Origin of the sequence: Sphingobium indicum BiD32, from assembly GCF_000382885.1 — a bacterium.
In the GTDB taxonomy this organism is placed as follows: Bacteria; Pseudomonadota; Alphaproteobacteria; order Sphingomonadales; family Sphingomonadaceae; genus Sphingobium; species Sphingobium japonicum_C.
Genome location: NZ_CAVK010000143.1, coordinates 29,122 through 55,594, shown reverse-complemented (window position 1 = coordinate 55,594; position 26,473 = coordinate 29,122). Strand labels below are relative to the sequence as shown.

The following is a 26,473-nucleotide window of genomic DNA, read 5'->3' as shown; positions in this document are numbered from 1 at the left end:
GGACAGCCCCATCGGGCTGTCCGGCCGATTGCTGTCATGGCCTTAAAAAAACTGGCCCGGTTCTTCGCTGGAGCGATGAACGGTCGGGTTCCGCCAAGCGCGCGTTCGACTGCTTGACTCTCCCCGGTGCGCAGGCAGGGATGGCGACCGAACAGAATGATGGTGACGACATGCCCTTGCCTGATGGACAACATGGACGTTGATTATCCGGGCAGCCCTGCCCGATACATTTTGTGTCGGGAATGGAGAACAGCCTGAAGGGCGATTGAGGCACAAGCTATGACGGACGTTCGTAAAAGACGCGCTCGCGATCCTGCAGCTACCCGTGAGGCGATATTGGACGCCGCGCAGGCGCTGCTGGCCAAGCATGGCCCCGAAGGCATCAGCCTGGCGGAAGTGGCGACGCTGGCCGGCGTCAATCGGGGCACTGCCTATCAGCATTTTGAAACGCGCGACAAACTGATCGCCGCTACCGCTGACGGCGTGTCCGACAGCATGTTCCGTGCCGTGTTCGGCGATCCTGAAACGATTGGCGAACGGCGGGTCGAACAGGTCGACATCGCCGACACGACCGATCGGCTGGCCATTTTCGCGATGGACAATCCTGAACTGTGCCGGATCTGGCTGCTCCAGTTGCTGGCCTCGCCCGATCCGATGGCCGATCCTTTCTGGCGCGAATATGAAGGGTCGTTGCAGCGTTTCGCCGACACCGATCTCGCGCAGCCGGGGATTGATGTCGAAGTGTTGTCGGTGATGATGCTGGCCGGTTCCTTCCTGTGGCCGGTATGGGCACGCTCTCACGCCCGCGACGATGGCGAGCGGCGCGATCTGGCGCGCCGCATGGCGCAGGAAGCGTTGCGCCTGTGCATGTACGGATCGCTGCGCGCTGAAGCTTTCCCCGAAGTTGCCGATCGTCTGCGTCAGGGCGTGGCGGCGGCCGATCCATCACCTTCCCTTTCCAAAAAGGACTAGCCCATGTTTTCAGCCATTGTGATCGACAAGACGGACGATAAGCAGAGCGTATCGCTCCAACAGATTGACGAAGCGCAGCTGCCCGAAGGCGATGTCACGATCGACGTCGACTATTCGACGCTTAATTACAAGGATGGCCTGGCCATCACCGGCAAGTCGCCGGTCGTGCGCAAATTCCCCATGGTACCCGGCATCGACCTGGTTGGTACCGTGCGCACATCCGACCATGCCGACTGGAAGCCGGGCGACAAGGTGGTCCTCAATGGCTGGGGCGTGGGCGAAGGCCATTGGGGCGGGCTGGCGCAGGTAGCCAGCCTCAAGGGCGACTGGCTGGTGCCGCTGCCCGCAGCTTTCACCGGGGCGCAGGCGATGGCGATCGGCACCGCCGGCTACACCGCCGCGCTATGTGTCGAAGCGCTGGTCAAGGCGGGCGTGACCCCCGATCAGGGCGAGATACTGGTCACCGGCGCGACCGGCGGGGTGGGTAGCGTCGCGGTCGCCCTGCTGAGCAAGGCCGGGTACAAGGTCATCGGCTCGACCGGCAAGGCGGCCGAGGCAGACTATCTGACGAAACTGGGCGCGGCGGGCGTCATCGACCGCGCGGACCTCTCTGAAAAGGGCAAGCCGCTTCAGAAGGAGCGTTGGGCGGGTGTCGTGGATTCGGTCGGCAGCTTCACGCTGGCGAATGCCTGCGCCCAGACCCGCTATGGCGGTGCGGTTGCGGCCTGCGGTCTGGCGCAGGGCGCGGACTTCCCCGTCACCGTCATGCCCTTCATCCTGCGCGGCGTGCGCCTGCTCGGCATCGACAGCGTGATGGCGCCAAAGCCGCCGCGTCTTGCAGCCTGGGAACGGCTGGCACGCGATCTCGATCCCGCTTTGCTCGGTGTCATCGCGCATGAAATCACTTTGTCGGAAGCGCCCGACGCTGCCGCCGATCTGATCGACGGCAAGGTGCGCGGGCGCATCATCGTCAATGTGAACCGCTGAACGACAGGGCCAGACCACATCATGACCGACCAGCCGCTTTCGATCGTCGCCGGTCCCCCACTCAGCGAAGAGCCGGGGCTGGGGACGCTGACATTGAGCGGCTGGTTGCGGGAGGTTACGTCCCGTTCTGGCCCGGCCGAAGCGCTGGTGATGCATGAAGGGGGCAGCGTTACCCGCTGGACCTACGACGATCTGTGGGCGCGCGCGAATGAAGTGGCGCGCGCGCTCATCGCCTGTGGCGTGGGGAAGGGCACCCGCGTCGGCGTGTTGATGACCAATCGCCCGGAATTTCTTTCGGCGGTATTCGGCACGGCGCTGGCGGGAGGCGTCGCCGCGACGTTCAGCACTTTCTCCACCCCCGCCGAACTGGACCATCTGCTCCAGTCATCGGCCTGCCACGTCCTGCTGATGGAGCGCAAAGTCCTCAAAAAGGATTTTGCCGCGATCCTCACCGATCTGGAACCGGCCATAGCAACGGCCAGCCCCGGCGCGCTGGCCGCACCCCATTTTCCCTTCCTGCGCTACATCGCCTGCGTCGGCGGTGGCGACGGCATGATCGAGCATTGGGCGAGTTTCCTATCGCGTGGTGATGCGGTTGATCAGGCGCTGGTCGATGCGACCGCCGCCACGGTCACCCCGGCCGACCCCGGCGTCCTCTTCTTCTCGTCCGGTTCCACCGCCAAGCCCAAGGGCATCCTGTCGATGCATCGCGGCGTCACGCTGCAACTGTGGCGCTGGAAACGCTTTCTTGCCGCGAAGGAGGACGCCCGCGCTTGGTCGGCCAATGGCTTTTTCTGGTCGGGCAATTTCGCCATGGCCATTGGCGGTGCCTTGTCATCGGGCGGCAGCCTGATCCTGCAGGCGACCTTCCAGCCCGAAGAAGCGCTGACCCTGATGGAGCGTGAGCGCGCGACCATGGCCTTCGCCTGGCCGCATCAATGGGCGCAACTGGAGGCTGCAACCAACTGGAACGCCGTCAATCTGTCGTCCCTCTATTATGTGAACCCCGCCAACCCGCTTGGCCGCCATCCGACCGTCAATACCGACTGGCAGGAACCGATGAGCGCCTATGGCAATACCGAAACCTTCACGATCAGCACCATCTTTGATTCCGGTACGCCTGTAGAACGGATCGCCGACACCCATGGTGCCCCGCTGCCCGGCAATATCTTCAAGATACTCGACCCGATGACCGGGCACGTCGTACCGCTGGGCGAACGCGGCGAAATCGCGGTCAAGGGACCGACGCTGATGCTGGGCTATATCGGCGTGCCATTGGACGAAAGCGTCGATGCCGACGGTTTCTTCCACACCGGCGATGGCGGCTGGTTCGATGCTGAAGGCCGCCTCCACTGGGAAGGGCGCCTCAACGACATCATCAAGACCGGCGGCGCCAACGTATCTCCGATAGAGATCGACACTGTCATCAAATCCTGCCCCGGCGTGAAGGTAACGCAGACCGTGGGCGTGCCGCACGAAACGCTGGGCGAACTGGTCGTCACCTGCATCGTGCCCCATGTCGGCGCGCCACTGGATGAGGAGGCGATCCGCCGCTTCGCCAAGGCGCAACTGGCCAGCTACAAGGTGCCGCGCCGCGTGCTGTTCTTCAGCGAGGATGACCTGTCGCTGACCGGCAGCGCCAAGATCAAGACTGCGGACCTCAAGGCGCTGGTCATCAAACAACTGGATGCCGAAGCCGCCTGATGGGTGATCAGGCGGATCAGGCACTGGCGATCGCCAATCTGAAGGCCCGCTACTGCGCGGCCGCCGATCTGGCGGCCAGCGACCCGGATCACGCGCGCCGCCTGCTCGCGGAGATTTTCGCGGACAATTTTATCGGCGATTATGGCATGGGCTTGCTCGACGGCGCGCAGGCGATCACCGACTTTCTCTGCACCGCGATCAGCGGGAACAGTCTGTGGGTGCTGCACATGCTCCATTCGCCCCGGATCGACATCGACGGTGATAACGCAAGTGGGGACTGGACCGTGCTGGTCACGCTCAAACGCCGCAATGGCGGTGCGGTCGATACCGTTATGGGCCGCTACAGCGACATGTTTCGCCGCACGCCACAGGGCTGGCGGATCGCACGGGTAGCCTTCACCCGCATAGAATAACAAAAGGGGACAGGATTATGCCCAATCGTTTCACTGGCAAGACCGTGCTTGTCACAGGCTCCGCGGGCGGACTGGGCCGCGCCCACGCGCTGGCCTTTGCAGGGGAGGGCGCACGGCTGATCCTGGCCGACATCAACGAAGCGGGGTTGGCGGAAAGCAAAGCGCTGATCGAGGCGCTTGGCAGCAGCGCGTCGGTCCACCATGTCGATATGGGGCAGGAAGCCGACATCGCGACCTTTGCCAGCGCCGTGCTGGCCACCCATGACCGGATTGACGTCCTCATCAACAATGCAGGCTTGCACGCGGGTGAAATTGCACGCGGCTTCTTCGGGCTGGGCTTGGCGAAGTGGCAGCATTTCTTCGCGGTCAACACCTTCGGTCCGATGCTGCTCGCCGAAGCGCTGCGCCCGGCGCTGGCCCGTGCAAAGGGCGTCATCATCAACAAATGCTCGATGGCCAGCTATAATCCCGCAACCGCCTATGGCATCACCAAGGCGTCGCTCAACATCTTCACCCACGCCATGGCGCAGCAATTCGGCGCGGACGAGATACGCTGCGTCGGCATCGCGCCGGGCCTGATGGAAACCGAAGCGGCATTGCAAGGGGTCGATCCCGCCAATTGGGAACGGCTGAAAGCCATGCAGTCGGTCAAGCGGCAGGGCACGGCGCAGGACATCTCCAATCTCGCCCTGTTCCTCGCCTCCGACGAAGGCAGTTTCGTCAATAATCAGGTCATCCTGTGCGACGGCGGCAACCAGATGCGCGGCTTTCGTTTCTGATGGCCGCACCAGACTTTGCCGAATGGATTGCGATCTGCGAACTGAAGGCGCGCTATTGCCGACTGCTCGACAGCAAGGGCTGGGACGGTTGGGCGGCCCTGTTCACGCCAGACTTTCTTCTGGACGCCACCGCATCGGGCGGACCGCGCATAGAAGGGCGTGAGGCCTTCGTCTCCAGCATCCGCCGGTCGCTGGAAGCCGCAGTCACGGTCCATCATGTCCATATGCCCGAAATCACGATGACGGGTGATGAAGCCACGGCAATCTGGCCGATGATGGATCATCTGGTCTGGCCCGACGGGCGCACGCTGACTGGCTATGGCCATTATCATGACCGCTATATTCGCGTGGGCGGCAATTGGCTGATCGCGGAATCACGCCTGACTCGCCTGCACATGGCGATGGTGCCGCCACTCGATACGCCCTGATTGACCGGCGGGCCATTGCCCCGGCGATCAATCGGCGCCTGATGCCCAAGCCTCTGGCGTGCCGCGCCCGTCCATGCTGGAGTGCCACGAGAGAAGCGTCACGGCGCGCGCAGCCAGAGGGCAGAGGAATGAGCCTGCACACCACTATCCACCTGCACAACGTCCCCGCTGGACGGGAAGCCGACTATGCCGCCTGGTTCGACGGCCCGCATCGTGACGACCTTGCCCGGCTGCGCGGCTTCCGTAGCGCCGACCGCTATGAATTGACGCCGCAGCAGATCATGCCCGACATTCCACAGCCCTGGCGCTATCTGAGCGTCTATGAACATGACACGGCGACCCCGGAAATAGACCTGCCCGCGCTGGCTCCCCTGCTGGCGCAGGCGCGCGACGCCGGGCTGATCGACGACAGCGACGAGAGCGAGCGTATCCACAGCTACGCCATGTATGGCGACTGGGCGTTCAGTCCCAATCATCGCCCCGACCAGCCCTTTTCCGGGGTCAGCATCATCCTGGCCAATTTCGTCGCCGGGCGGGAGGCGGAATATCATCACTGGTATGACACGGTCCATTCCCCCGAAGTCACCCGCGTGCCGGGCAAGGTCGGCATGAAGCGCGGTCGCCTGTCGCCGGTCCAGCTTGAACCCAAACGCTATTGCCCCGGCAGCGACCTGGTATTTTGTGCGCAGCAGACCGACGACCTGCTGTTCACCGTCAAGGATTTCAGCGCCCGCGCCCGCGGCGTCAGCCCCAGCGGTGTCGCCTTCGCCCCGCGCTCCGCCTCCGGCTCGGTCGCGCGCACCGTCCATTATTTCGCGAAGGTCAGCGGCACGACATTCTGGCCCGGCGGCATCGCCTATGATGGCGACCTGTCACTCTATCCCGCCGATTTCGCCCGCCCGGCGGGCTAGGCGCATACAGCTATCGCGCGCGCGATGACCAGCCCCCTTGCCGCGCGCGCGCCGGTGCGGGAAGGAATGAAGCGACAATCAGGACAAGCGGAGCAGGATATGGCCAAGACGATCGTGATCACTGGAGCCGGCGATGGCCTTGGCCGTGCGCTCGCCCGGCGTTTTGCGCGCGATGGGGAAACCGTGATCCTGCTTGGCCGCACATTGTCGAAGGTCGAAGCGGTTGCGGCGGAACTGGGCGCACCGCATCTGGCACTGCAATGCGATGTCGGCGACCCTGACTCGGTGCGGGCTGCCTTTGCAACCATTGCCGCGCAGCATGAGCATATCGACGTGCTGATCAACAACGCCGCCATCTACGAACCCTTCACCCTTGGCGACGTGCGCGACGACCAGATTGTCGCGTCGCTGATGACCAATGTTGCCGGGCCGATCTACTGCGCCCGCGAAGCGCTGCCGCTGCTGCGCGGCGGGGGGCATATCATCAATGTCAGCAGCGAATCCGTCGCCATCAAGATGCCGATGCTGTGGCTTTACGCCGGCGGCAAGCTGGGCGTCGAATATATGTCCGACCTGTGGGCGCGCGAACTGGAGGCGGACAAAGTCCGCGTCACCGTGGTGCAGGCCGGGCAGATGATGGATGAAACCAAGACCGGCACGAACTGGCCGATGGATGTCGCCGTCCGCTTCATGCAGGAAAATGCCAAAGTCGGCCTTAATCCCCGTGAACGGGCGATAAGCCATTATAATAGCGTCACCGACGCCTTTCGCGCGGTCATCGACATGCCCGCCGATTTGCATATGGGCACCGTCGCGCTCAGCGCCCGCCGCAGCTGATCCTCCCTTCCCGACATTCGACAGAAAGACCGCAGCCATGATCACTCTCCCCGACGCAAAGCTCTTTATCGACGGCGTGCTGCGCGATGCGCAGGGTGGCGCGACCTTCGACGTCATCAGTCCCTGGACCGGACAGCCGGTGGGCAAGGCCGCCAATGCCTCCGCCGCCGATGTCGACGAAGCGATCGCCTCGGCCCGGCGCGCTTTCGACACGACCGACTGGTCCACCAATGTCGCAAAGCGCGTCGAACTGGTGACGAAGCTGCGCGCGCTGTTTGAGGAGAATCGCGAACGCCTGTCAGACCTCGCCCGTAATGAGGCCGGCGCGGCGATGGGTGCGGTCGGGCGCGCCCATGTCGATATGGCGCTCGACGGCTGGGACGATTATCTGCGCCTCTTCCCGCAGCTGAAGTGGGAAAAGGATTATGGCGGCCGCACCGGCTATGGTTTTGAAACCCGGCGTCAGGCGGTCTATGAACCCGTCGGCGTCGTCGGCGCGATCACGCCCTGGAACGTGCCGCTCTACGTGAATGTGGGCAAGGTCGTCGCCGCGCTGCTGGCCGGCTGCACCGTGATCCTGAAACCCGCGCCCAACACGCCGGGCATGGGCGCAATCTTTGGCGAACTGGCGCTTGCGGCGGGCTTCCCCGCCGGCGTCCTCAACGTCATCTTCGGCAGCGATCCGGCGCTGGCCGGGGAAATGCTCGTCACCGACCCGCGCGTCGATCTCATCTCCTTCACTGGCTCCACCGGGGTCGGCAAGCGGATCATGGAACAGGGCGCGGCAACGCTCAAGCGCGTGTTCCTGGAACTGGGCGGCAAATCGGCCAAGATCGTGCTGGAGGACAGCGCCAATTTCGCCATGGACGTCGCCCAGTCGATGCTGGTGTTCCACGCCGGGCAGGGCTGCGCCGTCCATTCGCGCCTGCTGGTCCCGCGCAGCCGCTATGAGGAAGCCAAGGCGGTCCTCAAACATGCCTATGCCAGCTTCGGCGACAATTGGGGCGACTATGACAATCCCGCGCATATCATGGGTCCGGTCGTGTCGCAGCGGCAGATGGAGCGGGTGCTGTCCTATGTCGATATCGGCCAGGCCGAAGGCGCGACTCTGTTGGCAGGGGGCAAGGCGCGGCCGGATAAAGGCAGCGGTTATTTCATCGAACCAACCTGCTTTGCCGACGTTACCAACGACATGCGCATCGCCCAGGAAGAGATTTTCGGACCCGTGCTGGTCGTCATCCCGTTCGAGGATGATGATGATGCTGTCCGTATCGCCAATGAAAGCGCCTATGGCCTGTGCGGCGGCGTCTTTTCCGCCGACCTCGATCGCGCGATAGCAGTGGCGAAGCGCATACGCACCGGGTCGGTCAGCGTGAATGGCGGCATGTGCATCGCGGGAGACTTGCCTTTTGGCGGTTACAAGGCCAGTGGCATCGGTCGCGAATGGGGTCTGGAGGGAATCGAGGAATTTCTCGAAACCAAACTGATTGCATGGCGCGCCTGACGGACAAGTAAAGGACGGGATTTTGAGCGCAAAGGCGGACGCGACGATGGAGCAGGGCACGGCCAGGCCGTCCCGCGCGTCAACCGCTACCAAGGCGCTCAGCCATAATCTCAATGGCCAGCGGCTGGGACGCAAGGGGCGCGACACGCGCGACCGGATCCTGGCCGCGACCAACGAATTGCTGGCCGGTCCCCCCGATGTCGAGATTTCGCTGAGCGCAGTCGCGCGCCAGGCATCGCTCGGCATGACCTCGCTCTATAATTATTTCATCGACCTCACAGAATTGCTGCTTGCCGTGCTGGAACCGGTGATGGCGACGGCGGAGGATGAATATGTCGGTCTGCTCCGCGCGCGTTGGGACGACGCGGATCTGGGTGAACGCACATTGGCGTTCGTCACGGCCTATCATGGCTTCTGGGTCAAACATTCGCGCCTGCTCCACTTGCGTAACCGCATGGCCGACGCGCAAAATGAACGGATGATGATGCATCGTGTCCGCGCGGCCCAGCCGGTCATGCGGCTGATGGTCGATCAGATGGATGGTGAGCTCGCCCAGCCGCAATCGCCGGTATTCAGCATGGCGACCGTGCTGATGACCGGGCTGGAACGTATCGTCACGGTGACGACCGACGTTGTCCTGCAAAATACATTGCACGCGCCCAATCCGCTCGGCCGCACCCATTTGCTGCGCGCGGAGGCACGGCTGCTGGAACTGGGTATTCGCGATTATCGGATGCTGGCGGCCTCCGCCGACTGAAGGCTCAGTCCTTCTTGCCGCCCACGCCCTTCAGATAACGCTCCATCCCTTCCAGATAGGCCGGGTTCAGCATCAGCGCGCTATTGGCCATCCGCTCGACATGACGGCCCATGGACGGCCCGACCTCGGCGGCCAGTTCGATCGCGATCTTGGCCGCGCCCATCTGTTCGGCATTCTGCTTCGTCAGGTGACGGCAGAAATTCAGCGCCGCCTCGTCAAACCCTTCATCGGGCAGCACGTCATGCACCAGCCCCATGATCAGCGCGCGGTCGGCATCGGCCTTTTGGTTGCCCATGATCAGCCAGCGCGCCCAGTGCGGCCCACATATGCGGGTCAGGCGACTTACCCCATTGGATGCGGGCAGCACGCCGAACAGGCCTTCGGGGAAGGAGAAAGCCGCGCTCTTGGCCGCCAGTCGGAAATCGCATGACAATGCCATTTCCAGTCCGCCCCCGACACAGGTCGCATGAATGGCGCTGACAATCGGCTTTTCGATATGCTCCATCTCGTCATAGATGCGCTGCATCCCGTTGAGGTTGAGCCGGTGGTTCTCGCGGATGCCGGACGGCGTGCGCGGATAGGCAGGCGCATCCCCGCTTTTAAGGTCCGCCCCCGAACAGAAATAGCGCCCGGTCGCCCGGATCAGCATGACCCGCAATTCCGGCGTATCGCGAAAGCGCAGCAATGCCTGCTCGAACAGCGCCATCGTCTGCGCCGACAATGCGTTCAGCTTGTCGGGCCGGTTCAGCGTGGCGATCAGGATGCCGTCCTGGTCCTGCGTCAACAGATGCGGGGCGTCGCTCATCTCATCATCCTCAGGCGCGGGTGCGTGGCAGGCCCAGCGCGCGCTCGGCGATCATGGAACGATGGACCTCGCTTGTCCCGCCATAAATGGTCGCGCCCTGCGCATGGCGATAGAACATGTTGATCTCCGCCGCCGCGCCCTTGCGCTTGGACAGGGATAGTGGCGCCGTCAGGTCCAGCAGGTCGCGGGCGTCGCTCTGGAATTTTTCGGAGCTGAACATCTTGGCCATCGGCCCATAGGCCAGGTTCGGTTTCTTCTCCATGCTCGCCCAATTGGCGCGGAAGGCGATCAGTTCCGACACCCACAGATTGGCGGCGGTGCGCGCCAGCCGCGCCTGCGCACCCGCATCCTCGATCAGCGGCTTGCCCTTGTGGCTTCTCTCCCGGCACAGCGTTTCGGCGGCGTGGAGCATGGCGCGCTGATATTTGGCAAAGCCGCCGCCATGTTCCAGCTCCAGCGATGCGCTCATCGTCCGCACACCGCCATCAATCTCGCCCAGCCGCCAACTGTCGGGGATGCGGACCCCGTCATAGAAGGTGATGTTGGTGCGCTCGTCCTGAAAGGTATAAACCGGCTGGATCGTCACGCCATCGGCCTTCAACGGCACGATGAACATGGTCAGCCCCTTATGCTTGGCGACTTCCATGTTGGTGCGGCACAGCATCAGCACATAGGTGGACAGGTTCGCCCCGCTGGTGAACATCTTGGTGCCATCGATCCGCCAGCTGCCGTCCGACTCCTGCGTGGCGCGGCACTGCGCGGCAAATACGTCGGAACCGGAACCCGGCTCGGAATAGCCCAGCGAACAGATTACCTCGCCGCGCATGATCTGCGGCAATATGGCTTCCTTCAATTCGTCCGTGCCGAACCGATGGATGATCAGCGCCACCATCTGCGTCACGCCTGCTGCTGGGTTGTTATATCCCTGCACCTCGAACGCATCCATCGCGGCGGTCTTTTCATAGGCGGACAGGCCACGCCCGCCGACATCCTTGGGCAGGCCCAGATAGAGGAGATTTTGTTCTGCCAGCTTGCGGTTCAGCTCCGGATTATAGCCCTCCCAGCTATAGTGGAACGTCTCGCGCATTTCCGGTGTCACGTTCGCGGCAAAAAAGGCCTCAATCTCCTGCGTGATCGCCCGCGCGTCCTCACCCAGATCGAAGTCGACCGGCATCGCGCCTGCGTCCGGCAAGGCGGCGGCTTCCCCGCCATAAAGGCGTCGACCGGCCTCTGCGATCATCGCCTGCGGATCGCCCAGCACCAGCGGCCATGCCTTGGCCCGCAGGTTGAACAGAAAAATATCATATTCGGTGGTCAGGCCATAGCCGCCGAACGTGTGCAGCGCCTGAGCCACCGCCCGGCCTGCCGCATCGCTGTTCCACCATGCCGCCATGGAGATGGTCGCCCCGGCTTCCGACACGCCATCGGCCAGGTCGCGGATCGCCTTCCACACCAGAAACTTGCCGCCATCCATGTCGCACAAAAGGTCGGCGAGCGGATGGGAAATCGCCTGGAACTGGCCGATATACTGGTCGAACTGCTTGCGCTCGCAGGCATAGGCCGCCGCGAGTTTCAACGCCTCCCGCCCGACCCCGGCGAGGCCCGCTGCGATCAGCAGCTTCCATTCCTCGACACCGGCGGCAAAAGTCGCGAGCGCATCCGCGCCCGACGCCAGCGTCACGCGCGGATGCGCCAGCAGGTCGATTTCCGCCATCGGGGTGGAGGCCAGATTTTCCTCCGCGATCCGCGCCGTGTCGGGCACGCTGATCAGGACGATCTCATCGCCCATCCGCGCGATGATTGCCTGCGCCACCTGTCCGCCGCCGATCCATTGGGCAGGCTCGACCGCCGCATCGTGGAACGCCAGGCTGGCAACCACCTCGCCGCTGACGACCTGCGCCAGCAGCGTTGCTCCGGCATCGCCGCCCAGCTGCGCCAGCAGGCGCGCGGTCACCAATGTTTCGGCCAGCGGTCCCGACGCCAGCGTCCGGCCCGCTTCCTCCATCAGGATAGCAGCATCGAACAGGCCCAGGCCGAGGCCGCCTGCGTCCTCCGGCACGCGAATCGACAGCGCCCCCAATTCCGCCAGCCCCGACCATAGCGCTGGGTCAAACCCCGACGGCGCGGCCTCACGCACGCGGGCCATGCTGCTATGTTCGTCCAGAAAGCGCGCGAACATGTCGCGCATCATTTCCTGGTCGTCGGTCAGGTCGAAATTCATGGGGCTATGCTCCGGGGGGATTATTGCGCGGGCGCGGAACGGCGCATCATGACGCTCAGGTCCACCTGTCCGGTAGCGACCCCACCCATGAAACCGCCATCGACCGGGAACACCACGCCGTTGACGATGCTGGCCAGATCACTGTTGATCAGCACCAGTCCGGCGGCCTGTTCCTCTGGCGTCGAATAGCGGCCCATCGGTTCGGCGGCCGCGGCGATGACATCCTTGCCCGACGTCGCCTCGAACGCGGCCATCATCGGCGTTTGCGTGGGGGAGGGCAGGGTGCAGTTGATGCGGATGCCCTGCTTGATCAGGTGCGCGCCCATATATTGGGTCCACACGATCACATTCTCCTTGGAGAAGCTGTAGCCTTCCTTGACCGTGTCGGGATTGGCATCGCACCAGGCGATGGCCTCGTCAAAGCCCTTGGTCGTGACGAATTCCATATTGGTCGGAATCCGGCGGCTCCAGCCAAGCCCTCCCGTCGATGCAATGCTGGCGATCGCCCCGCCTGGTCCCATCAGCGGCAGCACCTGCTGCGTCAGATGGCGCAAGCCGATGAAATTGACCTTCATCACGTCCATCGCCGGGAAGGATTGCGGCAGGCCCGCGCAGTTGAACAGGGCGTCCACCTTGCCGCCGATACCCGCCACTGCCGCATCGATGGATGCCGGATCGCGCAGGTCGACATTGTGGAACGAGGCCAGTGGCAGGGCGCTGTCCTTATAATCCAGCCCATGCACTTCCGCGCCCAGTTCCAGCAACAGCTTTGCCGTCGCCTCCCCCATGCCGGAAAAACATCCGCTCACGATGACGCGCTTGCCCTTATAGCCCAATAGGTCGCTCATTCTTGGCTCTCCAATTCTGATGTCAGGCTTTGGCCGCGGGGGGCCAGCTGATGCTGCCGTCATCTTCCTCGACGAAGATGATCCGTTCGGGGCAGGCGCGCGCGCCATTTCGCGCGGCGCGCTCCTCGCCCTTCGGCACGTCGAACCCCTCGGTATCGATGTAGCCATCGTCATCGAGCGGATAGAGGGTTTCCGACACGGCGGCGCAGCGGGCATTGCCCACGCAACCGGCCTTTTCGATACGAATTTTCATGAGGCGTCTCCGCAATGGTTGCTGTCCTTAGAAAGGAGAAAGATGTGTCGATCAACATGGCCATCCGCTCAATCGCTGCCACGATACGGCAGCGGGGCAGGGCTGTGCGTCTATCGTCGGTGCGGTATCGTCGGGCGACGCGCGGCTGACATTGCCTTTGGCGGCGCTGCGCGCGACACCGGTTTTAACAAGATCCAGGATTGCCGGAGATTCACATGGTCCACGCCGCCTTAAGCCCCGCTGCACCCAAGCCCGCCCATGTACCGGACGCGCTGGTCTATGATTTCGATGTCCATGCCGATCCGGGCCTGCTGGCCGATCCCCACGCCCGCATCCTCGACCTGCTGCACAGCGCGCCGCCGGTATTCTGGACCCCGCGCAATGGCGGCGGCTGGGTCGCGCTGACCCACGCGGCCAATCATGAAGCATCCCGCGACACCGAAACCTATTCCAGCGAGTTCGTACCTCAGGACAAGATGAAGGCGCTTCTCGCCTCGCTGCCGCCGGGCGCGCCGCACATCCCCCAGCCGATCCCGATCACGCTCGATCCGCCGGAACACACCAAATATCGTCAGCCGCTGCAAAAGGTGTTTTCTCCCAAGACGATTGCGGCATTGCGCGACAGTATCCGTGAACTGGCGGGTGCCCTGATCGAGGAGATGAAGCCTGCGGGGCGGTGCGAGTTCATGTCTGCGGTCGCTGAACCGCTGCCGGTGCAGGTGTTCCTCAAAATGCTGGGCCTGCCGCTCGATCGCCTGCCCGAATATCGCGCCATCGTGAAGGAGCATATGGAGGCGATCGACAGCGACCGCGAAGGCTCCATGCGTCGCCTGCAAAAAATCGCCGCCGCCATGCGCGACACCGTGCTGGATCGCCGCGACAATCCGCGCGACGATATATTGTCGATGCTGTGGAAGCTGGAAATTGATGGCCAGCCCACAACGCTCGCCGACATGGAAAATTATGGCGTACTGCTGTTCATCGCGGGGCTGGACACGGTGATGAACGGTATGGGGCTGGCCATGCGCGGTCTTGCCACCGATCTGCCCCTGCAACGCAAATTGCGCGCGGAACCCAAACTGATCGCAGAAGCTGCGGAAGAAATGCTGCGCCGCTACACCTTCACCGTGCCGATGCGCATCATCAAGAAGGAAGCGGAGCTTGCGGGCGCGCGCATGATGCCGGGCGAAACGCTCAAACTCTTCCTGCCCGCCGCCGATCTCGACGCCAAGGAGTTTCCGCAGCCCGACATTTATGATCTCGACCGCGAAAATAACGTCCATATCGCCTTTGGCGTCGGGCCGCATCGCTGCCTCGGCTCCCATCTCGCGCGCGTCGAATTGCAGGTTCTCTATGAGGAAATGCTGGCGCGGATGCCCGAATTCCGGCTCGATCCCAATCATCCGACGGTTTTCCATGGCGGCCATGTCATCGGCATTGAAAGTCTGCATCTGGTCTGGGACGTCTGACCCATGGCCTGGCAACGCTCGCGTCCACGCCTCGACCGGGAAAACCGCGCCTTCTGGACCGGGGGCGCGGACGGGAAACTGCACATCACGCGCTGCGGCGATTGCGGCCAATATACCCACCCCCCGCGTGAGCTTTGCCGCCATTGCCAGTCTGAAAATGTTGCCCCCCATGCGGTCGCAGGGACCGGCACGATCGACACCTACACCGTCAATCATCAGGCCTGGGCCAAGGATATGGACGTCCCCTTCGTCATTGCGCGGGTGAAGCTGGACGATGCGCCCGGCGTCTATCTCACCACCAATATCGTCGGCAGCCCGGTCGATGCGGTGGATATGGATGATCGGGTCCGTGTCCTGTTCGAGGAGCAGGACGGCATCTGGTTCCCCCTGTTTGAGAAGGTGGGCTGAGCATGTCACAGCCTGAAGCCTATATTACGGGCATCGGCATGTCCGACGTCGGCGTTCGCCTGACCCGTTCGCCGCTGTTGCTGACGGTCGATGCCGTGCGTGAAGCCATTGCCGACGCGGGCCTGACCCTCGACCAGATTGACGGCGTCGCAACCTATCCCGGCAAGATGCCGAGCTTCCTGGGCTTTTCGCCGGTCAGTTCGGACGATCTGATCGAAGTGCTGGGCCTCAAGACTCGCTGGCATATCGGCGCGGCGGAATCGACCGCGCAATTGGGCGCGATCGTGGAGGCGGCCCATGCGGTCAAGGCGGGGCTTGCCCGCCACGTCCTCTGCTTCCGCACCGTCTATGAAGCCGCCGCCCTTGCCCGTCCCGAAGAATTCCCGCCTATGGAACGGCGCAAGGATGTGTCGGGCAATTCCCAATGGGTCTCCCCCTTTGGCGCTTTCTCTGCGGCCAACTGGACCGCGCAATTCGCGATGCGCCACATGAAGCGCTACGGCCTGACTCGCGAGCAACTGGCGCAGGTCGCGCTCAACGATCATGCCAATGCCGCGATCAACCCGCGCGCGCTGGTGAAGAAACCGCTGAGCATGGACGAATATATGTCCGCACGGATGATCAGCACGCCCTTCTGCCTTTATGATTGCGACCGCTTCACCGATGCCTCCACCGTCGTGATCGTTTCGGCGGGTGATGCGCTGGGGGACGTTACGGCCACGCCGATCCGCATCGCCGCCAGCGCCGGATCGGTCGAACGCTATAGCTGGGACCAGGCCGAATGGGCGGGTGCCTATCCCACCGGCCGCGACCTGTGGCGCAACACCGACTATAGCGTGAAGGACGTCGATACCGTTCAGCTCTATGACGGCTTTGCCTTTCAGCCGATCACCTGGCTCGAAGGGCTGGGCTTTTGCGACGTGGGCGAAGGTGGCCATTTCCTGGAAGGCGGCACCCGCATCGCCCGCGACGGCGCACTGCCGATGAACACCGGCGGCGGCCAGTTGGGCTGGGGTCGGCTCCATGGCTTTGGCTTTGCCTATGAGGCGGTCGTCCAGCTACGCGGACAGGGTGGCGCACGCCAGATTGGCGGCGATCCCCGTGTCGCCATTGCGACATCGGGCGGCGGTCCGATGGCGGCGGCGCTGTTGCTGGCCAAGGACTGACGACAAATGGACAGCGCCACGCTCGACACGCTGCCCGGATTCCGGCGGCGCGTCCGCGTCACGCCCGCGCCGGGTCAGGTGATCGCGGCACTAGAGGATGATTATCACTGCATGGCGGTCATCCTGCGCCATGACGACGGGATCGTCACCAGCGTCGAATCGGTGATGGAGCGCGTGCCCTGGACCACCTGTCCCGGTGCGCCTGCGGTGCTGGCGGCGACCTTCACCGGCGTCGCGCTGGCCGATATACCCGCGCGCGGCGAAAAGAAGGCGAACTGCACCCATCTGCACGACCTGACCGTGCTGGCCGCCGCCCATGCCGGTGAAACCAACACTATCATCTACGACATCGTCACCTGCGATCCTATTGACGGCCTGGCGACCGCCGAAATCCGCCGTGATGGTATGCCGCTGTTACAGGTCGCCCACCGCAATCATGTGATGGAAGCCCCCATTGCCATTGCGGGCCTGTCGATCATGAAATTGCGCGACTGGATCGAGGGGCTGGACGGCCCGCATCGCGAAGCCGCCAAATTGCTGCAATGGGGCGCGATTCTCGCCAATGGCCGCCTGATTCCGATGGAGCGGCAATCCACCGCTAGCCGGGTGCCGCCCAATTGCTTCACCTTTCAGCCCGACAATGCGGCAAAGGCGATCCGCATTGGCAAGGTGATCGACTTCACCGCCGCGCCATTGACCCCGCTCGATCATTTTGACGGCACCAATTTCGCGTCCCGCTAGCTGTCGAAGCGCGCCGGACGGGACAGGCGAAACGGCAGGGCGGGCGAGGATATCCGCGATTCCGTCCCATCGTCATGAATCAGCGAGACGCGGCCAACGCCGGGCGAGGAAACGACCGCCACCACGCTGTCGACCCACTGGTGCAGCATCGCGCGGGCATGGGCCAGTTCGTCGCCCTGCGTTGATGCCGCGCCCTCGGCCTCCAGCTCGCCTTCCAGCTGCAACACGCGCTCGGTCGCCTGCTTGATAATGTCACTCTTGTCGGTCATGCGCGCCTCTTTCCATCCTCCCAGAATGGCCAGCATTTCCGCCATTGCAAGGCGGTGGCCACATATCGCCCCGGCGAGTTGACCAATGGCCCCTGAGCGCCAATTCAAGGGGCATCCCATTGGCCATCTTGAGGACATCATGGCAGAGCTGAGCAACGCCCCGGCGCCTACCCCGGACCAGCTGGTAGATATCTACCGGCGCATGATCCGTATCGAGCGCAACGACGACGCCATCCGCAAGACCATTCGCCTTGGGCGGCTGGTCATGCCCTATTATTCGGCGCGGGGCCAGGAAGTGATCCCCGCCACCTTGTCATCGCTGATGACCGACGATGACAAGATCTGCACCATCTATCGCGGCATCCACGATATGGTGGCCAAGGACATGCCGCTGCGGCCGCTCTGGGCGGAAATCGCGGGCCGCGTCGATGGCACCTGCAAGGGCAAGGGCGGGCCGATGCACCTGACCCATCCCGAAAGCGGCGTCATGGTTACGACCGGCATTGTCGGTTCGTCCATGCCGATCGCCAATGGCCTTGCCTGGGCAGCCAAGCTGGACGGGTCGCGGCGCGTCACCATTGCCTATTTCGGCGATGGCGCGTCCAATATCGGCGCCTTCCATGAATCGCTCAATCTGGCGTCGGTGTGGAAGCTGCCGGTGATTTTCGTGTGCCAGAATAACGGCTTTGCCGAACATACGCGCTACGAAAATGGCACCTCGGTCGACTTCATCGCCAAGCGCGCAATTGGCTACGGGATGCCGGGCCATACCGTCGATGGCAATGACCCGCTGGCGATGTTCGCCGCCGCGCATGAAGCGATCAGCCGCGCGCGCGATGGCGAAGGGCCGACCCTGCTGGAATGCAAGACCTTCCGCTTCCACGGCCATGTGTTGGGCGACGACGACAAATATATGACCAAGGAAGAGAAAGCGGCGGCGATCGCGAAAGACCCGCTGCCCGCCTTCAAGGCATGGTTGGTCGAACAGGGCCACGCGACCGATGAGTCGCTGGCCGCGATGCAGGCGACGATCGAGGCCGAGATTGAGGACGCACAGGAATTCGGTCTCGCCAGCCCCTTGCCATCGGTGGACGAACTCCGCCGCGATGTTTTTGCGCAGGAGATCCCGGCATGAGCGCGAAGAAGATGAACAGCCTCCAGGCCGTCAATGCGGCACTGCATCAGGCGATGGCCGATGATGACAAGGTGATCGTGCTGGGCGAAGATATCGCCGATCGCGAAGGCGGTGGCGTCACCGGCGCGACCGCTGGTCTGTCGACCAAATTTGGCGACGACCGGGTCAAGTCTACCCCGATTTCGGAACAGGCGATCATCGGTGCCGCCATCGGCGCGGCGCTGGCCGGCTATAAGCCGGTCGCCGAAATCATGTTGATGAACTTCACCGCTGTCGCGATGGACATGATCTTCAACCATGCGGCCAAGCTGCGCTTCATGTCGGGCGGGCAAAGCACCGTGCCGATCACGATCCGCACCCTGACGGGCGCAGGATGGCAGACAGCGGGCCAACATGCCGATCATCTGGAAGGCTGGTTTGCCCATACGGCCGGGATCAAGGTCGTCGCACCGTCCAACCCGGTCGATTATAAAGGGCTGCTACTTTCCTGTATTCAAGACCCGGACCCCTGCATCTTCATCGAATCCGCAGGCTCCCTGTTCATCCCGGCCGAAGTGCCTGACGATCTGGCGCCTATTCCCCTGGGCAAGGCGCGGGTGGTGCAGGAAGGGACCGACGTTACCATCATCTCCTGGTCCTCGCAGGTGATCCGCTGCCAGCAGGCACTGGCTCCCTTGGCGGAAGCGGGCATTTCGGTCGAGCTGATCGACCTGCGCACAGTATCGCCCTGGGACAAGGAAGCGGTGCTGGCGTCGGTTGCCAAGACTGGCCGCGCGGTCATCGCCCATGAAGCGGTGCGCCATTTCGGCCCCGGCGGCGAAATCGCCTCTACCATCGCCGAAGAGTTGTTTGGCCAGTTGAAGGCACCTGTCCGCCGCCTCGGCGCGCCTTATTCGCCGGTGCCTTTCGCCAAGGTGCTGGAGGACGCCTACATCGTCTCGCCAGAGCGCGTGGTCGAAACGGTCAAGGCACTGATGGCCTGACCTATGATGGCTGTCCCGCCGCATCGGGCGGGACAGCCACAATCAGCCAATCGTCTGGCGGAACAGCGCCAAAGTCCGCGCCCAGGCAAGGTCCGCTGCCGCCTTGTCGAAACGCGGCGTAGTATCATTGTTGAAGCCATGCTCCGCGCCGTCGTAAATATAGGCCTGGTAGCGCGTCCCTGCCTGCTTCAGCGCCGCCTCATAATCGGGCCAGGCCGCATTGGTCCGCGCATCATTGCCGCCATAATGGATCAGCAACTGCGCCTTGATCTTCGGTACGTCGGCCAGCGTCGGCGGGCTGCCATAGAAAGGCACTGCGGCGCGCAGATCGGGCAGGCGCGTTGCCAGCAGGTTGGCGATCCAGCCGCCAAAGCAGAAACCGACCGTACCGATCTTGCCATTGCTGCCCGCCATCGTCCGGGCATAAGTCGCCGCCGCGACAAAATCCTCGCCAATCTTGGCCCGGTCCAGCGTTGCAAAGGCAGTGCGCGCTTTGTCCTCATCCCCCGGATAGCCGCCGATCGTCGTCAGCGCGTCGGGCGCCACCGCCATATAGCCATCGACCGCCAGCCGCCGGGCAATATCCTCGATATGCGGATTCAGCCCGCGATTTTCGTGCGCGACGATGATGACCGGCAGCGTCGCGCCCTTCTTCGCCGCCGGTCGCGCGATATAGGCGCGCACGGTGCCGTTGCCCGCCGGCGAGTCAATATCGACATGGCTGATGATGATCCGCTTGTCGTCGGGCTTGATCACTTGGCCGCGCGCGAAATCGGGGCTGAGCGCCGCCAGCGTCGCGGTGGCCGCCGTCGTGCTGCCGACATAGAGCGCGCATTGGCTCAGGAACCCACGCCGGTCGATCGCGCCATGGACATAGGCATCGAACAGGTCCAGCACCGCGCGCGGATAGGCGGCGGCTCCCTTCATATCAGCATCCTGCGTCATATTGCTGTCCTTCCCTCACGCCCACCGCCGCAGGTTTATTGCCGCCTTTCATGGACAAGCCAAGAAAAACTCATAGCCCGCACCCGCAAAGCCTCGCTATGGGAAGCCAACCCCATAGATACAGGATTACCGCCCGGACATGACTGCCCCGCTGTCGCCCCGCACCATCGGTCCCTTCACGGTCAAGGCTATCGGCCTTGGCTGTATGAATTTGAGCCACGCCTATCTGCCCCGGCCCGCGCCCGAACAGGCCGAACGGCTGTTGCTTCACGCATTGGATGCCGGGGTCGATTTCTTCGATACCGCCGCGCTTTACGGCTTTGGCGCCAATGAAGAATTGCTGGGCCGCACCATCATGCACCGACGGGACGCATTCACCCTCGCCAGCAAATGCGTGCTGGGCGGCAAGGACGGCAAGCGCGGCATTGACGGATCACCCCAGGCGATCGCCGCGACGCTGGAGGATTCGCTCCAGCGGCTGAAGGTCGATCATATCGACCTTTACTATCTCCACCGGCTCGACCCCAATGTGCCGATCGAGGAGTCGGTCGGCGCGCTGTCCCGCGCGGTGGAGGCGGGCAAGATCGGCGCGATCGGCCTGTCGGAAATGTCCGCCGCCACGCTGCGCCGCGCTCATGCGGTTCACCCGATCGCGGCGATGCAGACCGAATATTCGCCCTGGAGCCGCAATGCCGAAGTCGCGGTGCTGGACGCTTGCGGCGAACTGGGCGTGGGCTTCGTCGCCTTCTCCCCCGTTGCACGCGGCGTCTTGGCGGGCGGGGTGGGACCGGAAGGTGTGGAGGCAGGAGACGTCCGCGCGTCCATGCCGCGTTTCCATGCCCCCCATCTGGCGCATAATCTTCAACTCGCCGCTGCCTTTGGCCACATCGCGGCGGAAGCGGGCTGCACCATGGCACAGCTGTCGCTCGGCTGGCTATTGTCGCGCCGCCCTTATGTCGTCGCCATCCCCGGCACTACCAGCATCGCCCATCTGGATGAGGATATGGCGACGCTGGCGATCGACCTGTCCGCCAGCACGCTGGCGGCGGTCGATGCGCTGTTCAGCTTCGGTGCGGTATCCGGCCCGCGCTATCCCCGCGCCGCGCAGGCGCAGATCGATACCGAGACATGGGATGGGGAACCGCTCGAATAGCCTATTCCACCACGACCCGCACCCGCCCCAAATTCTGGATGCGGGCAAAGGGCGTGATGGCGTCACCCTGCCGTTGCGATACCACTCGCAGCGCCGGGAAATAGGTGCCGGGTCGGGTGAAGCTGTGGCTGGCCCGGACCGTCACAGTCGCGCCCGCGCGGCGGGGGAGGGCGGCCTTGACCGGGAATGTCCCGTCGCCCTCAAAATCCCATTCCGCCGCCACGATCTGCCCCGCGCCCGGCGGCACGGCGATGCTGGCGGCAAAGGCGACCGGTGCGCCGGACTTCACCAGCGCCTTCACGCCGCCATTGGCGCTGACCTGCGCGATCGGCTGGAGGCCATTGCGCGCAGCCGCATCGGTCGGGACGATCACTTGCCCGTCGGCAATGCGATAAGCGGTGCTGGCAGGCGGGGCGACGCCCCGTTCGACCCAGGCCGAAAGGTCGCGCAGCGCCTGTTGCAGCACGCACCAGATAGCTGACCGTCCGGGTCGGGTCCTCCTGTCGGCTGCTGTCGCCATGCAGCGCATGGTCGGTAAACCATAGCCGCAGATTGTCGTCCGTCGCCGCGCCCAAATGCGCCGCAATCCGCTGGCGATACCAGTCCGCCTGCCACGGCATCGCCTCTCGATCCCACAGATTTTCCACGACGATCATCTTGCCCGCAAATTTGCCGGTCAGTTGCGATCCCGATGTCGCCTGCACGAACAAGGGGCCAAGGATCATGGGTCGTTGCGGATAGATGGAGGTACCATCGCTCTTGCGAAACTGGTCCCAGACCGGAAAGTCGCGTCCGGGTACCTGATGGCGATGATAGGTCTGCGCGGCCAGGAAATTGCTGTTGTCCACCTGCACGGTGTCGCCCGCCTTCACGCTGGCGGCGATCGCAGGATCAGCCACGCCCAGAATGACGACATCCCCGACGATCCGGCTGAGCGCCAGCCGCCGTCCGTCCGCCAATATCAGATCGCCACCCAGAAAATCGACAGCCGGTGGCGCGCTCGACAGGCGATAGGCGACGATGAGCTGCGCCCCTTCGCCCTGCAACGCGGCAAAGGCATTATCAACCCCGCCATCCTTGCGCCCGTCCACCACGCTGGTGTTGAGCTTCAGCCGCGCCGCCTCCGCCGCCGTGATCGCCGCTATCACCTGCGCCTTGTGCTGCACCCGTGCGCCGTCGAAATCGCCGGGATTGTCGAAACCTAGATAGCCCGGCTTGGTCCAGAAATCGGTGAAGTAGCTGGGATCGGCCATCACCATGCCCTGATAGAGGGCGGCAAAGCCATGCACCCCCATGGTGCGATAGCCAAACCAGGACGGCGTGGGGAAGCCCATCTTCGTCACCTCGCGCAGCGCATCGGCTTCGCGCGTGGTGAGGCCGGCATAGGGATCGCCGCTGCCGCCCGGCTCGACCGCGTCGATGATCTGTGGCCAGCGATCCTTCAAGATGCGCATCGCATGCATCCGCACGGTGAACATATTGGGGATCGCCATCGTCGATCCCATGACATAGGGGACCACCCCGTCCCACACGCCGGCGCTGTTTTCGATCGACCCGATCGTGCGAAACGCGCCGCCGCTGCCGCCATAGGCATAGCCATAGGGTCGCTTGCCGCCATACATTTGCTGCGCCACCACGCGCGAATAGGCTGCGGCTGCCGCATTGGCGCGCCACGCGGCGATGGTCGGGTCTACGCCTGTGCCCGGCATACCCACCTGACCGCGCCCGCCGCCATTGGTCTCGACGAAATAGCCGCCCGATGCGAGCGCAAAACCGACCTTGTCCTCCTCGCCGACGCTGGGCAATTGGCCGTTATTCTCGCTGTCGGGAACTGGCGTGATATGCTGGAAGAAGCGTCCCTGATAGTGCGCCTTGTCGGGGAAATAGAAGGAAAAGCGCGTCTCCGTGCCGGTAAAGCCGCCATGGACATAGCGGTGCCGCACTGGCGCGTCGCGCCATTCATCCTTGTCGATAAAGGGCTGGGCAAACATCGCGTCAGCTGCGGGCGCTGGCTGGGCCGACTGGTCCGCACCCGCCGGCACAGCCATCAACAGTGATAGCGTCGCGAATCCCGCGACCATCAATCCAGCCTTCATGCTCTTGTCCTCTCGTCGTGCCGGTCAGGCGGTCATCGCCTGCCGTCCTCTTGCTTCTTCCCAATGATCGCCGTCACCGCCCAGCACCGCGTTCAGTGTCGCGCGTTTCAGGAACAGGTGGCAGGGATGCTCCATCGTCAGGCCAATGCCGCCATGCAGCTGGATCGCCTCCTCGGCGATCAGCCGATAGACACCCGCCGCATGGGCCTTCATCGCCCCCATCGTCACCGCGTCCGCCGCCGTGTCGCTCGCCCGCGCCCAGAACAGCGCCTCGGCTGCGACCAGCGCGGTTTTCATGTCGGCAACGCGATGCTTCAATGCCTGAAACAGCGCCAGCGGCCGGTCGAATTGCCGCCGCGTCTCCAGATAATCGATCGACATGGCCAGCGCCGCGTCCGCGCCTCCCAGGCAGTCGGCGGCCAGCGCGACGCTGCGCAGCGCCGACAGCCGACTGGCCAGCGCCGTCGCGGCGTCGCCGGTCGCCAACACTATCCCCGCCGCATCGCCCGCATCCACATCGAACAAGCGTCGCGTCCCGTCCCACGTCGTCCGCGCCGTGAAGGCCAAATCGCCCACCGGCAACAAGGATATGATCCCCGCCTCCACCTGCAACACATGACTCGCCCGGTCGGCATCCGGCACGGCGCTCAGCCCGTCCGCCAGTGATGCCGTCATCACCTCACCCGCCATCGCCCGGCCCAGCAACTCATCCTGCCCGCCAGCCGCGCTCAGCGCCTCGATCACCAGCATCTGCGCGATCGCCGGACCCGCCACCAATGTCCGCCCAAGCGCCTGGTGGATCACCCCCGCCGCCGCGCGCCCCAGCCCCAGCCCGCCCTGCTCCTCCGGCACGGCCATCATCAGCCATCCCATGTCGGCAATCAGGTTCCAGCTATGGGCCGCATCGGGGGTCAGGTTGCCGTCAAACGCCTTGGCCGCCGCGTCCTGCAATTCGGCTCTGGTCATGCTCATGCCGCGCCCTCCTTCACGAACCAGTTTTTGGGTTCACGCGGCATTCCCAGCAGGCGTTCGGCGATGATGTTGCGCTGGACCTCGTCGCTGCCGCCCGCAATCGTCCAGGCATAGCTGTTCATGAAATCGGCCATCCAGTTGCCCGTCTCCATGCCCCCGCCAAAGGTGATCGGCGCATGATATTGCGCCTCCAGCCCGCCGATCCGCAGCCCCAGCGATGTGAATTCCCGCAACGTTCGCGAATAGGCCAGCTTGACGATGGAGGCGTCGCCGACCCGCTCTTCACCCGCGATCCGATTGGCCAGAAACTGGTCGGCGACGGCGCAGGTCGCATCCACCTTGCTCGCCAGCCGCCCGAAATCGCGCAGCACGCCTGCATCCTCGCCGCGCCCGTTCGCGCGAATGAGGTCGCCGATCCGCCACAGCGCGCCACGCATCCGCGCGCTCAGCTCCAGCAGGGTCAGTCCGCGCTCGGACGACAGGGTCGATTGCGCCACGGCCCAGCCTTGCCCTTCCTCGCCCAGCCGGTCAGCGACCGGAATCTCGACATTGTCGAGGAAGATTTCGGCAAATTCCTCATCGCCATGAATCTGGTGGATCGGCCGCGCGGTCACCCCCGGCGCCTTCAGGTCCAGCAGCAAATAGGTCAGCCCGGCTTGCTTCACGCCCTCGCTGCTGGTGCGCACCAGCAGCAGGCATTGGTCGGCAAACTGCCCCATGGTCGACCACAGTTTCTGGCCGTTGACGACATAGACGTCACCCTTCCGCTCCGCCCGCGTGCGCAGCGCCGCCAGGTCCGACCCAGCGCCCGGCTCGGAAAAGCCCTGACACCAGATTTCGCCTTCAAGGATACGCGGAATATAGCGTTGCTTCTGTTCCTCGCTGCCCCATTCAAACAGGGTGGAGGCGGCATGATAGGTGGACATGAAGGACAAGAGCAGGCGCGGCGTATCGGCCCGCGCAAATTCCTCGTAAATCACCTTCTGCTGCGCCAGCGACCGCCCGCCACCCGGCCAGTTTTCCGGCCAGTGCGGCACGGCATAGCCTGCCTTGGCGAGCGTCGCGAACCAGCTGCGCTGCAATTCCAGAAAGGCCGCCTCGCTCGTGCTTTGGCCACGCCAGTCCTTGGGCGCATGAATGGCGAGCCAATCGCGCACCTCCTGCCGCAAGCTGTCCAGTGCCTCGCTCAAAGTCCCGTGCCTCCACAAAATATATATCAGCTAGGCCGCACTTCGGGCTGTCCGCGCAAGAGGCGGCCCCGTGATATCCCCAAGGCGATACGCTACAATGCCACCTCGATCATCGCGTCCACCACCCGCACCTTATAGGTGGCGATCGGGTCGCGCGCCGGCCCGGTCAGCGCCTCGCCGGTCTCCAGATCGAACCGTGCGCCATGGGCGGGGCAGGCGATCCAGCCCAGCCGCATCCGCCCGCATGCCAGCGGCTCCTGCGCGTGCGAACAGATATTATCGAGCGCATGGATGCGCCCCTCAAAATGACACAGCATGATCGCGCGCCCGCCTGCCTCGACGGCGACGGTTTTGCCTTCGGGTACATCGTCCAGCGGCAACAGGGGGGTGAAGCGGGTATCGTCCATATCCATGCCCCATTTTTAACTCGCATGGCCATTGGGCCAAGTCCGTCGATGCCATATCACCGGGGCGTTCTCTTGGTGCCGCGTCTATTCTCGCCCCGCTCCATCCCTTAATCAGCATGA

29 protein-coding genes are annotated in these 26,473 nt (G+C 63.9%); 17 read left to right on the top strand and 12 right to left on the bottom strand.

Annotated features, from left to right (window positions below; all coding sequences use genetic code 11):
• A partial coding sequence (locus tag EBBID32_RS24970) for a hypothetical protein (RefSeq protein ID WP_231382209.1) occupies window positions 1-194 on the bottom strand: 194 nt, incomplete at its 3' end.
• 85 nt (window positions 195-279) lie between these two features.
• Here EBBID32_RS24970 and EBBID32_RS14470 point away from each other — a divergent pair.
• The 10 genes from EBBID32_RS14470 to EBBID32_RS14425 all read left to right on the top strand — a co-directional run bounded on the left by EBBID32_RS14470 (window position 280) and on the right by EBBID32_RS14425 (window position 9,292).
• The gene (locus EBBID32_RS14470; protein ID WP_037490870.1) at window positions 280-972 is read left to right on the top strand and encodes a TetR/AcrR family transcriptional regulator; all 693 of its coding nucleotides are present in this window, start codon (window positions 280-282) and stop codon (window positions 970-972) included.
• Between the two features lie 3 nt (window positions 973-975).
• Window positions 976-1,959: an acrylyl-CoA reductase (NADPH) gene (gene acuI / locus EBBID32_RS14465; protein WP_006959427.1), complete on the top strand. Its 984-nt coding sequence runs from the start codon at window positions 976-978 to the stop codon at window positions 1,957-1,959.
• A gap of 21 nt (window positions 1,960-1,980) precedes the next feature.
• The gene (locus tag EBBID32_RS14460; protein WP_006959425.1) at window positions 1,981-3,663 is read left to right on the top strand and encodes a class I adenylate-forming enzyme family protein; all 1,683 of its coding nucleotides are present in this window, start codon (window positions 1,981-1,983) and stop codon (window positions 3,661-3,663) included.
• Window positions 3,663-4,076, top strand: coding sequence for a nuclear transport factor 2 family protein (locus tag EBBID32_RS14455; protein WP_006959424.1), 414 nt, complete (start codon window positions 3,663-3,665; stop codon window positions 4,074-4,076). Before EBBID32_RS14460 ends, EBBID32_RS14455 begins: the two co-directional genes overlap by 1 nt.
• 17 nt (window positions 4,077-4,093) lie before the next feature.
• Window positions 4,094-4,855, top strand: coding sequence for an SDR family NAD(P)-dependent oxidoreductase (locus EBBID32_RS14450; RefSeq protein WP_006959422.1), 762 nt, complete (start codon window positions 4,094-4,096; stop codon window positions 4,853-4,855).
• Window positions 4,855-5,283, top strand: a complete 429-nt coding sequence (locus tag EBBID32_RS14445) for a nuclear transport factor 2 family protein (RefSeq protein WP_006959421.1) — start codon at window positions 4,855-4,857, stop codon at window positions 5,281-5,283. The genes EBBID32_RS14450 and EBBID32_RS14445 overlap by 1 nt, the downstream gene beginning before the upstream one ends.
• A 128-nt stretch (window positions 5,284-5,411) precedes the next feature.
• A complete protein-coding gene (locus tag EBBID32_RS14440; protein WP_006959419.1) occupies window positions 5,412-6,194 on the top strand; it encodes a hypothetical protein in 783 nt (260 codons plus the stop codon).
• A gap of 99 nt (window positions 6,195-6,293) precedes the next feature.
• Window positions 6,294-7,031, top strand: a complete 738-nt coding sequence (locus EBBID32_RS14435; protein ID WP_037490868.1) for an SDR family oxidoreductase — start codon at window positions 6,294-6,296, stop codon at window positions 7,029-7,031.
• A 37-nt stretch (window positions 7,032-7,068) separates the two neighbouring features.
• Entirely contained in the window at window positions 7,069-8,535 is a 1,467-nt protein-coding gene (locus EBBID32_RS14430; RefSeq protein ID WP_006959416.1) for an aldehyde dehydrogenase family protein, read from the top strand.
• Window positions 8,536-8,557: 22 nt separating this feature from the next.
• Window positions 8,558-9,292, top strand: a complete 735-nt coding sequence (locus EBBID32_RS14425; RefSeq protein ID WP_006959415.1) for a TetR/AcrR family transcriptional regulator — start codon at window positions 8,558-8,560, stop codon at window positions 9,290-9,292.
• Between the two features lie 4 nt (window positions 9,293-9,296).
• On the opposite strand, the gene EBBID32_RS14420 is transcribed toward EBBID32_RS14425, so the two are convergent.
• From EBBID32_RS14420 to EBBID32_RS14405, 4 genes are read right to left on the bottom strand one after another with little or no spacing between them, the layout of a single operon-like run.
• Window positions 9,297-10,097, bottom strand: a complete 801-nt coding sequence (locus tag EBBID32_RS14420) for an enoyl-CoA hydratase/isomerase family protein (RefSeq protein ID WP_006959413.1) — start codon at window positions 10,095-10,097, stop codon at window positions 9,297-9,299.
• Between the two features lie 10 nt (window positions 10,098-10,107).
• Window positions 10,108-12,318, bottom strand: a complete 2,211-nt coding sequence (locus EBBID32_RS14415) for an acyl-CoA dehydrogenase family protein (RefSeq protein WP_006959411.1) — start codon at window positions 12,316-12,318, stop codon at window positions 10,108-10,110.
• Between the two features lie 20 nt (window positions 12,319-12,338).
• The gene (locus EBBID32_RS14410) at window positions 12,339-13,166 is read right to left on the bottom strand and encodes a coniferyl-alcohol dehydrogenase (RefSeq protein WP_006959409.1); all 828 of its coding nucleotides are present in this window, start codon (window positions 13,164-13,166) and stop codon (window positions 12,339-12,341) included.
• A gap of 22 nt (window positions 13,167-13,188) precedes the next feature.
• Window positions 13,189-13,419, bottom strand: a complete 231-nt coding sequence (locus tag EBBID32_RS14405) for a ferredoxin (protein ID WP_006959407.1) — start codon at window positions 13,417-13,419, stop codon at window positions 13,189-13,191.
• A gap of 215 nt (window positions 13,420-13,634) precedes the next feature.
• On the opposite strand from EBBID32_RS14405, the gene EBBID32_RS14400 reads away from it, so the two are divergent.
• Genes EBBID32_RS14400 through EBBID32_RS14385 form a run of 4 tightly spaced genes read left to right on the top strand, consistent with a single transcriptional unit; the run spans window position 13,635 to window position 17,203 of the window.
• Window positions 13,635-14,888, top strand: coding sequence for a cytochrome P450 (locus EBBID32_RS14400; RefSeq protein WP_006959405.1), 1,254 nt, complete (start codon window positions 13,635-13,637; stop codon window positions 14,886-14,888).
• Window positions 14,889-14,891: 3 nt separating this feature from the next.
• Window positions 14,892-15,296: a Zn-ribbon domain-containing OB-fold protein gene (locus tag EBBID32_RS14395; protein WP_006959403.1), complete on the top strand. Its 405-nt coding sequence runs from the start codon at window positions 14,892-14,894 to the stop codon at window positions 15,294-15,296.
• Complete coding sequence (locus EBBID32_RS14390) at window positions 15,293-16,462, top strand: thiolase family protein (protein WP_051093354.1); 1,170 nt, start codon at window positions 15,293-15,295, stop codon at window positions 16,460-16,462. Before EBBID32_RS14395 ends, EBBID32_RS14390 begins: the two co-directional genes overlap by 4 nt.
• A gap of 6 nt (window positions 16,463-16,468) precedes the next feature.
• Entirely contained in the window at window positions 16,469-17,203 is a 735-nt protein-coding gene (locus EBBID32_RS14385; protein WP_006959398.1) for a DUF2889 domain-containing protein, read from the top strand.
• Here the strand turns inward: EBBID32_RS14385 and EBBID32_RS14380 are convergent.
• Window positions 17,200-17,472, bottom strand: a complete 273-nt coding sequence (locus tag EBBID32_RS14380; RefSeq protein ID WP_037490885.1) for a hypothetical protein — start codon at window positions 17,470-17,472, stop codon at window positions 17,200-17,202. The two genes, EBBID32_RS14385 and EBBID32_RS14380, sit on opposite strands and share 4 nt — an antisense overlap.
• Window positions 17,473-17,611: 139 nt before the next feature.
• Here EBBID32_RS14380 and EBBID32_RS14375 point away from each other — a divergent pair, with 139 nt between their 5' ends.
• Together EBBID32_RS14375 and EBBID32_RS14370 are read left to right on the top strand one after the other, a co-directional pair.
• Complete coding sequence (locus EBBID32_RS14375) at window positions 17,612-18,607, top strand: thiamine pyrophosphate-dependent dehydrogenase E1 component subunit alpha (protein ID WP_037490883.1); 996 nt, start codon at window positions 17,612-17,614, stop codon at window positions 18,605-18,607.
• Window positions 18,604-19,590 (top strand): alpha-ketoacid dehydrogenase subunit beta, encoded by a 987-nt coding sequence (locus EBBID32_RS14370; RefSeq protein WP_006959392.1) that lies wholly within the window; start codon window positions 18,604-18,606, stop codon window positions 19,588-19,590. Before EBBID32_RS14375 ends, EBBID32_RS14370 begins: the two co-directional genes overlap by 4 nt.
• Window positions 19,591-19,632: 42 nt before the next feature.
• Here the strand turns inward: EBBID32_RS14370 and EBBID32_RS14365 are convergent, their stop codons facing one another.
• A complete protein-coding gene (locus EBBID32_RS14365) occupies window positions 19,633-20,535 on the bottom strand; it encodes a dienelactone hydrolase family protein (protein ID WP_006959390.1) in 903 nt (300 codons plus the stop codon).
• A 139-nt stretch (window positions 20,536-20,674) separates the two neighbouring features.
• Between EBBID32_RS14365 and EBBID32_RS14360 the strand changes: the two genes are divergently transcribed.
• The gene (locus EBBID32_RS14360) at window positions 20,675-21,688 is read left to right on the top strand and encodes an aldo/keto reductase (RefSeq protein WP_006959388.1); all 1,014 of its coding nucleotides are present in this window, start codon (window positions 20,675-20,677) and stop codon (window positions 21,686-21,688) included.
• Between the two features lies 1 nt (window position 21,689).
• Here the strand turns inward: EBBID32_RS14360 and EBBID32_RS24965 are convergent, their stop codons facing one another.
• The 5 genes from EBBID32_RS24965 to EBBID32_RS14340 form a co-directional block, all read right to left on the bottom strand.
• Window positions 21,690-21,977: a PKD domain-containing protein gene (locus EBBID32_RS24965; RefSeq protein WP_231382208.1), complete on the bottom strand. Its 288-nt coding sequence runs from the start codon at window positions 21,975-21,977 to the stop codon at window positions 21,690-21,692.
• On the bottom strand, window positions 21,889-23,784 hold the full coding sequence (locus EBBID32_RS14355) for a hypothetical protein (protein ID WP_006959384.1): 1,896 nt from the start codon (window positions 23,782-23,784) through the stop codon (window positions 21,889-21,891). The genes EBBID32_RS24965 and EBBID32_RS14355 overlap by 89 nt, the downstream gene beginning before the upstream one ends.
• Before the next feature lie 24 nt (window positions 23,785-23,808).
• Window positions 23,809-24,756: an acyl-CoA dehydrogenase family protein gene (locus tag EBBID32_RS14350; protein WP_006959383.1), complete on the bottom strand. Its 948-nt coding sequence runs from the start codon at window positions 24,754-24,756 to the stop codon at window positions 23,809-23,811.
• Window positions 24,753-25,946 carry an acyl-CoA dehydrogenase family protein gene (locus EBBID32_RS14345; protein ID WP_006959381.1) on the bottom strand — a complete coding sequence of 398 codons (1,194 nt, stop codon included), beginning with the start codon at window positions 25,944-25,946 and terminating at the stop codon, window positions 24,753-24,755. The genes EBBID32_RS14350 and EBBID32_RS14345 overlap by 4 nt, the downstream gene beginning before the upstream one ends.
• Window positions 25,947-26,038: 92 nt before the next feature.
• Window positions 26,039-26,359 carry a Rieske (2Fe-2S) protein gene (locus EBBID32_RS14340; RefSeq protein ID WP_006959380.1) on the bottom strand — a complete coding sequence of 107 codons (321 nt, stop codon included), beginning with the start codon at window positions 26,357-26,359 and terminating at the stop codon, window positions 26,039-26,041.
• Window positions 26,360-26,473 lie beyond the last annotated feature (114 nt).

Excerpts from the sequence above, each read along its gene's own strand:
- EBBID32_RS14440 (WP_006959419.1), top strand. The coding sequence starts at position 5,412 with ATGAGCCTGCACACCACTATCCACCTGCACAACGTCCCCGCTGGACGG.
- EBBID32_RS14430 (WP_006959416.1), top strand. The coding sequence starts at position 7,069 with ATGATCACTCTCCCCGACGCAAAGCTCTTTATCGACGGCGTGCTGCGC.
- EBBID32_RS14455 (WP_006959424.1), top strand. The coding sequence starts at position 3,663 with ATGGGTGATCAGGCGGATCAGGCACTGGCGATCGCCAATCTGAAGGCC.
- EBBID32_RS14340 (WP_006959380.1), bottom strand. The coding sequence starts at position 26,359 with ATGGATATGGACGATACCCGCTTCACCCCCCTGTTGCCGCTGGACGAT.
- EBBID32_RS14395 (WP_006959403.1), top strand. The coding sequence starts at position 14,892 with ATGGCCTGGCAACGCTCGCGTCCACGCCTCGACCGGGAAAACCGCGCC.
- EBBID32_RS14460 (WP_006959425.1), top strand. The coding sequence starts at position 1,981 with ATGACCGACCAGCCGCTTTCGATCGTCGCCGGTCCCCCACTCAGCGAA.
- EBBID32_RS14405 (WP_006959407.1), bottom strand. The coding sequence starts at position 13,419 with ATGAAAATTCGTATCGAAAAGGCCGGTTGCGTGGGCAATGCCCGCTGC.
- EBBID32_RS14365 (WP_006959390.1), bottom strand. The coding sequence starts at position 20,535 with ATGACGCAGGATGCTGATATGAAGGGAGCCGCCGCCTATCCGCGCGCG.
- EBBID32_RS14415 (WP_006959411.1), bottom strand. The coding sequence starts at position 12,318 with ATGAATTTCGACCTGACCGACGACCAGGAAATGATGCGCGACATGTTC.
- EBBID32_RS14470 (WP_037490870.1), top strand. The coding sequence starts at position 280 with ATGACGGACGTTCGTAAAAGACGCGCTCGCGATCCTGCAGCTACCCGT.
- EBBID32_RS14410 (WP_006959409.1), bottom strand. The coding sequence starts at position 13,166 with ATGAGCGACCTATTGGGCTATAAGGGCAAGCGCGTCATCGTGAGCGGA.
- EBBID32_RS14400 (WP_006959405.1), top strand. The coding sequence starts at position 13,635 with ATGGTCCACGCCGCCTTAAGCCCCGCTGCACCCAAGCCCGCCCATGTA.
- EBBID32_RS14435 (WP_037490868.1), top strand. The coding sequence starts at position 6,294 with ATGGCCAAGACGATCGTGATCACTGGAGCCGGCGATGGCCTTGGCCGT.
- EBBID32_RS14450 (WP_006959422.1), top strand. The coding sequence starts at position 4,094 with ATGCCCAATCGTTTCACTGGCAAGACCGTGCTTGTCACAGGCTCCGCG.
- acuI (WP_006959427.1), top strand. The coding sequence starts at position 976 with ATGTTTTCAGCCATTGTGATCGACAAGACGGACGATAAGCAGAGCGTA.
- EBBID32_RS14360 (WP_006959388.1), top strand. The coding sequence starts at position 20,675 with ATGACTGCCCCGCTGTCGCCCCGCACCATCGGTCCCTTCACGGTCAAG.
- EBBID32_RS14375 (WP_037490883.1), top strand. The coding sequence starts at position 17,612 with ATGGCAGAGCTGAGCAACGCCCCGGCGCCTACCCCGGACCAGCTGGTA.
- EBBID32_RS14380 (WP_037490885.1), bottom strand. The coding sequence starts at position 17,472 with ATGACCGACAAGAGTGACATTATCAAGCAGGCGACCGAGCGCGTGTTG.
- EBBID32_RS14385 (WP_006959398.1), top strand. The coding sequence starts at position 16,469 with ATGGACAGCGCCACGCTCGACACGCTGCCCGGATTCCGGCGGCGCGTC.
- EBBID32_RS14350 (WP_006959383.1), bottom strand. The coding sequence starts at position 24,756 with ATGAGCATGACCAGAGCCGAATTGCAGGACGCGGCGGCCAAGGCGTTT.
- EBBID32_RS14420 (WP_006959413.1), bottom strand. The coding sequence starts at position 10,097 with ATGAGCGACGCCCCGCATCTGTTGACGCAGGACCAGGACGGCATCCTG.
- EBBID32_RS14370 (WP_006959392.1), top strand. The coding sequence starts at position 18,604 with ATGAGCGCGAAGAAGATGAACAGCCTCCAGGCCGTCAATGCGGCACTG.
- EBBID32_RS14355 (WP_006959384.1), bottom strand. The coding sequence starts at position 23,784 with ATGAAGGCTGGATTGATGGTCGCGGGATTCGCGACGCTATCACTGTTG.
- EBBID32_RS14445 (WP_006959421.1), top strand. The coding sequence starts at position 4,855 with ATGGCCGCACCAGACTTTGCCGAATGGATTGCGATCTGCGAACTGAAG.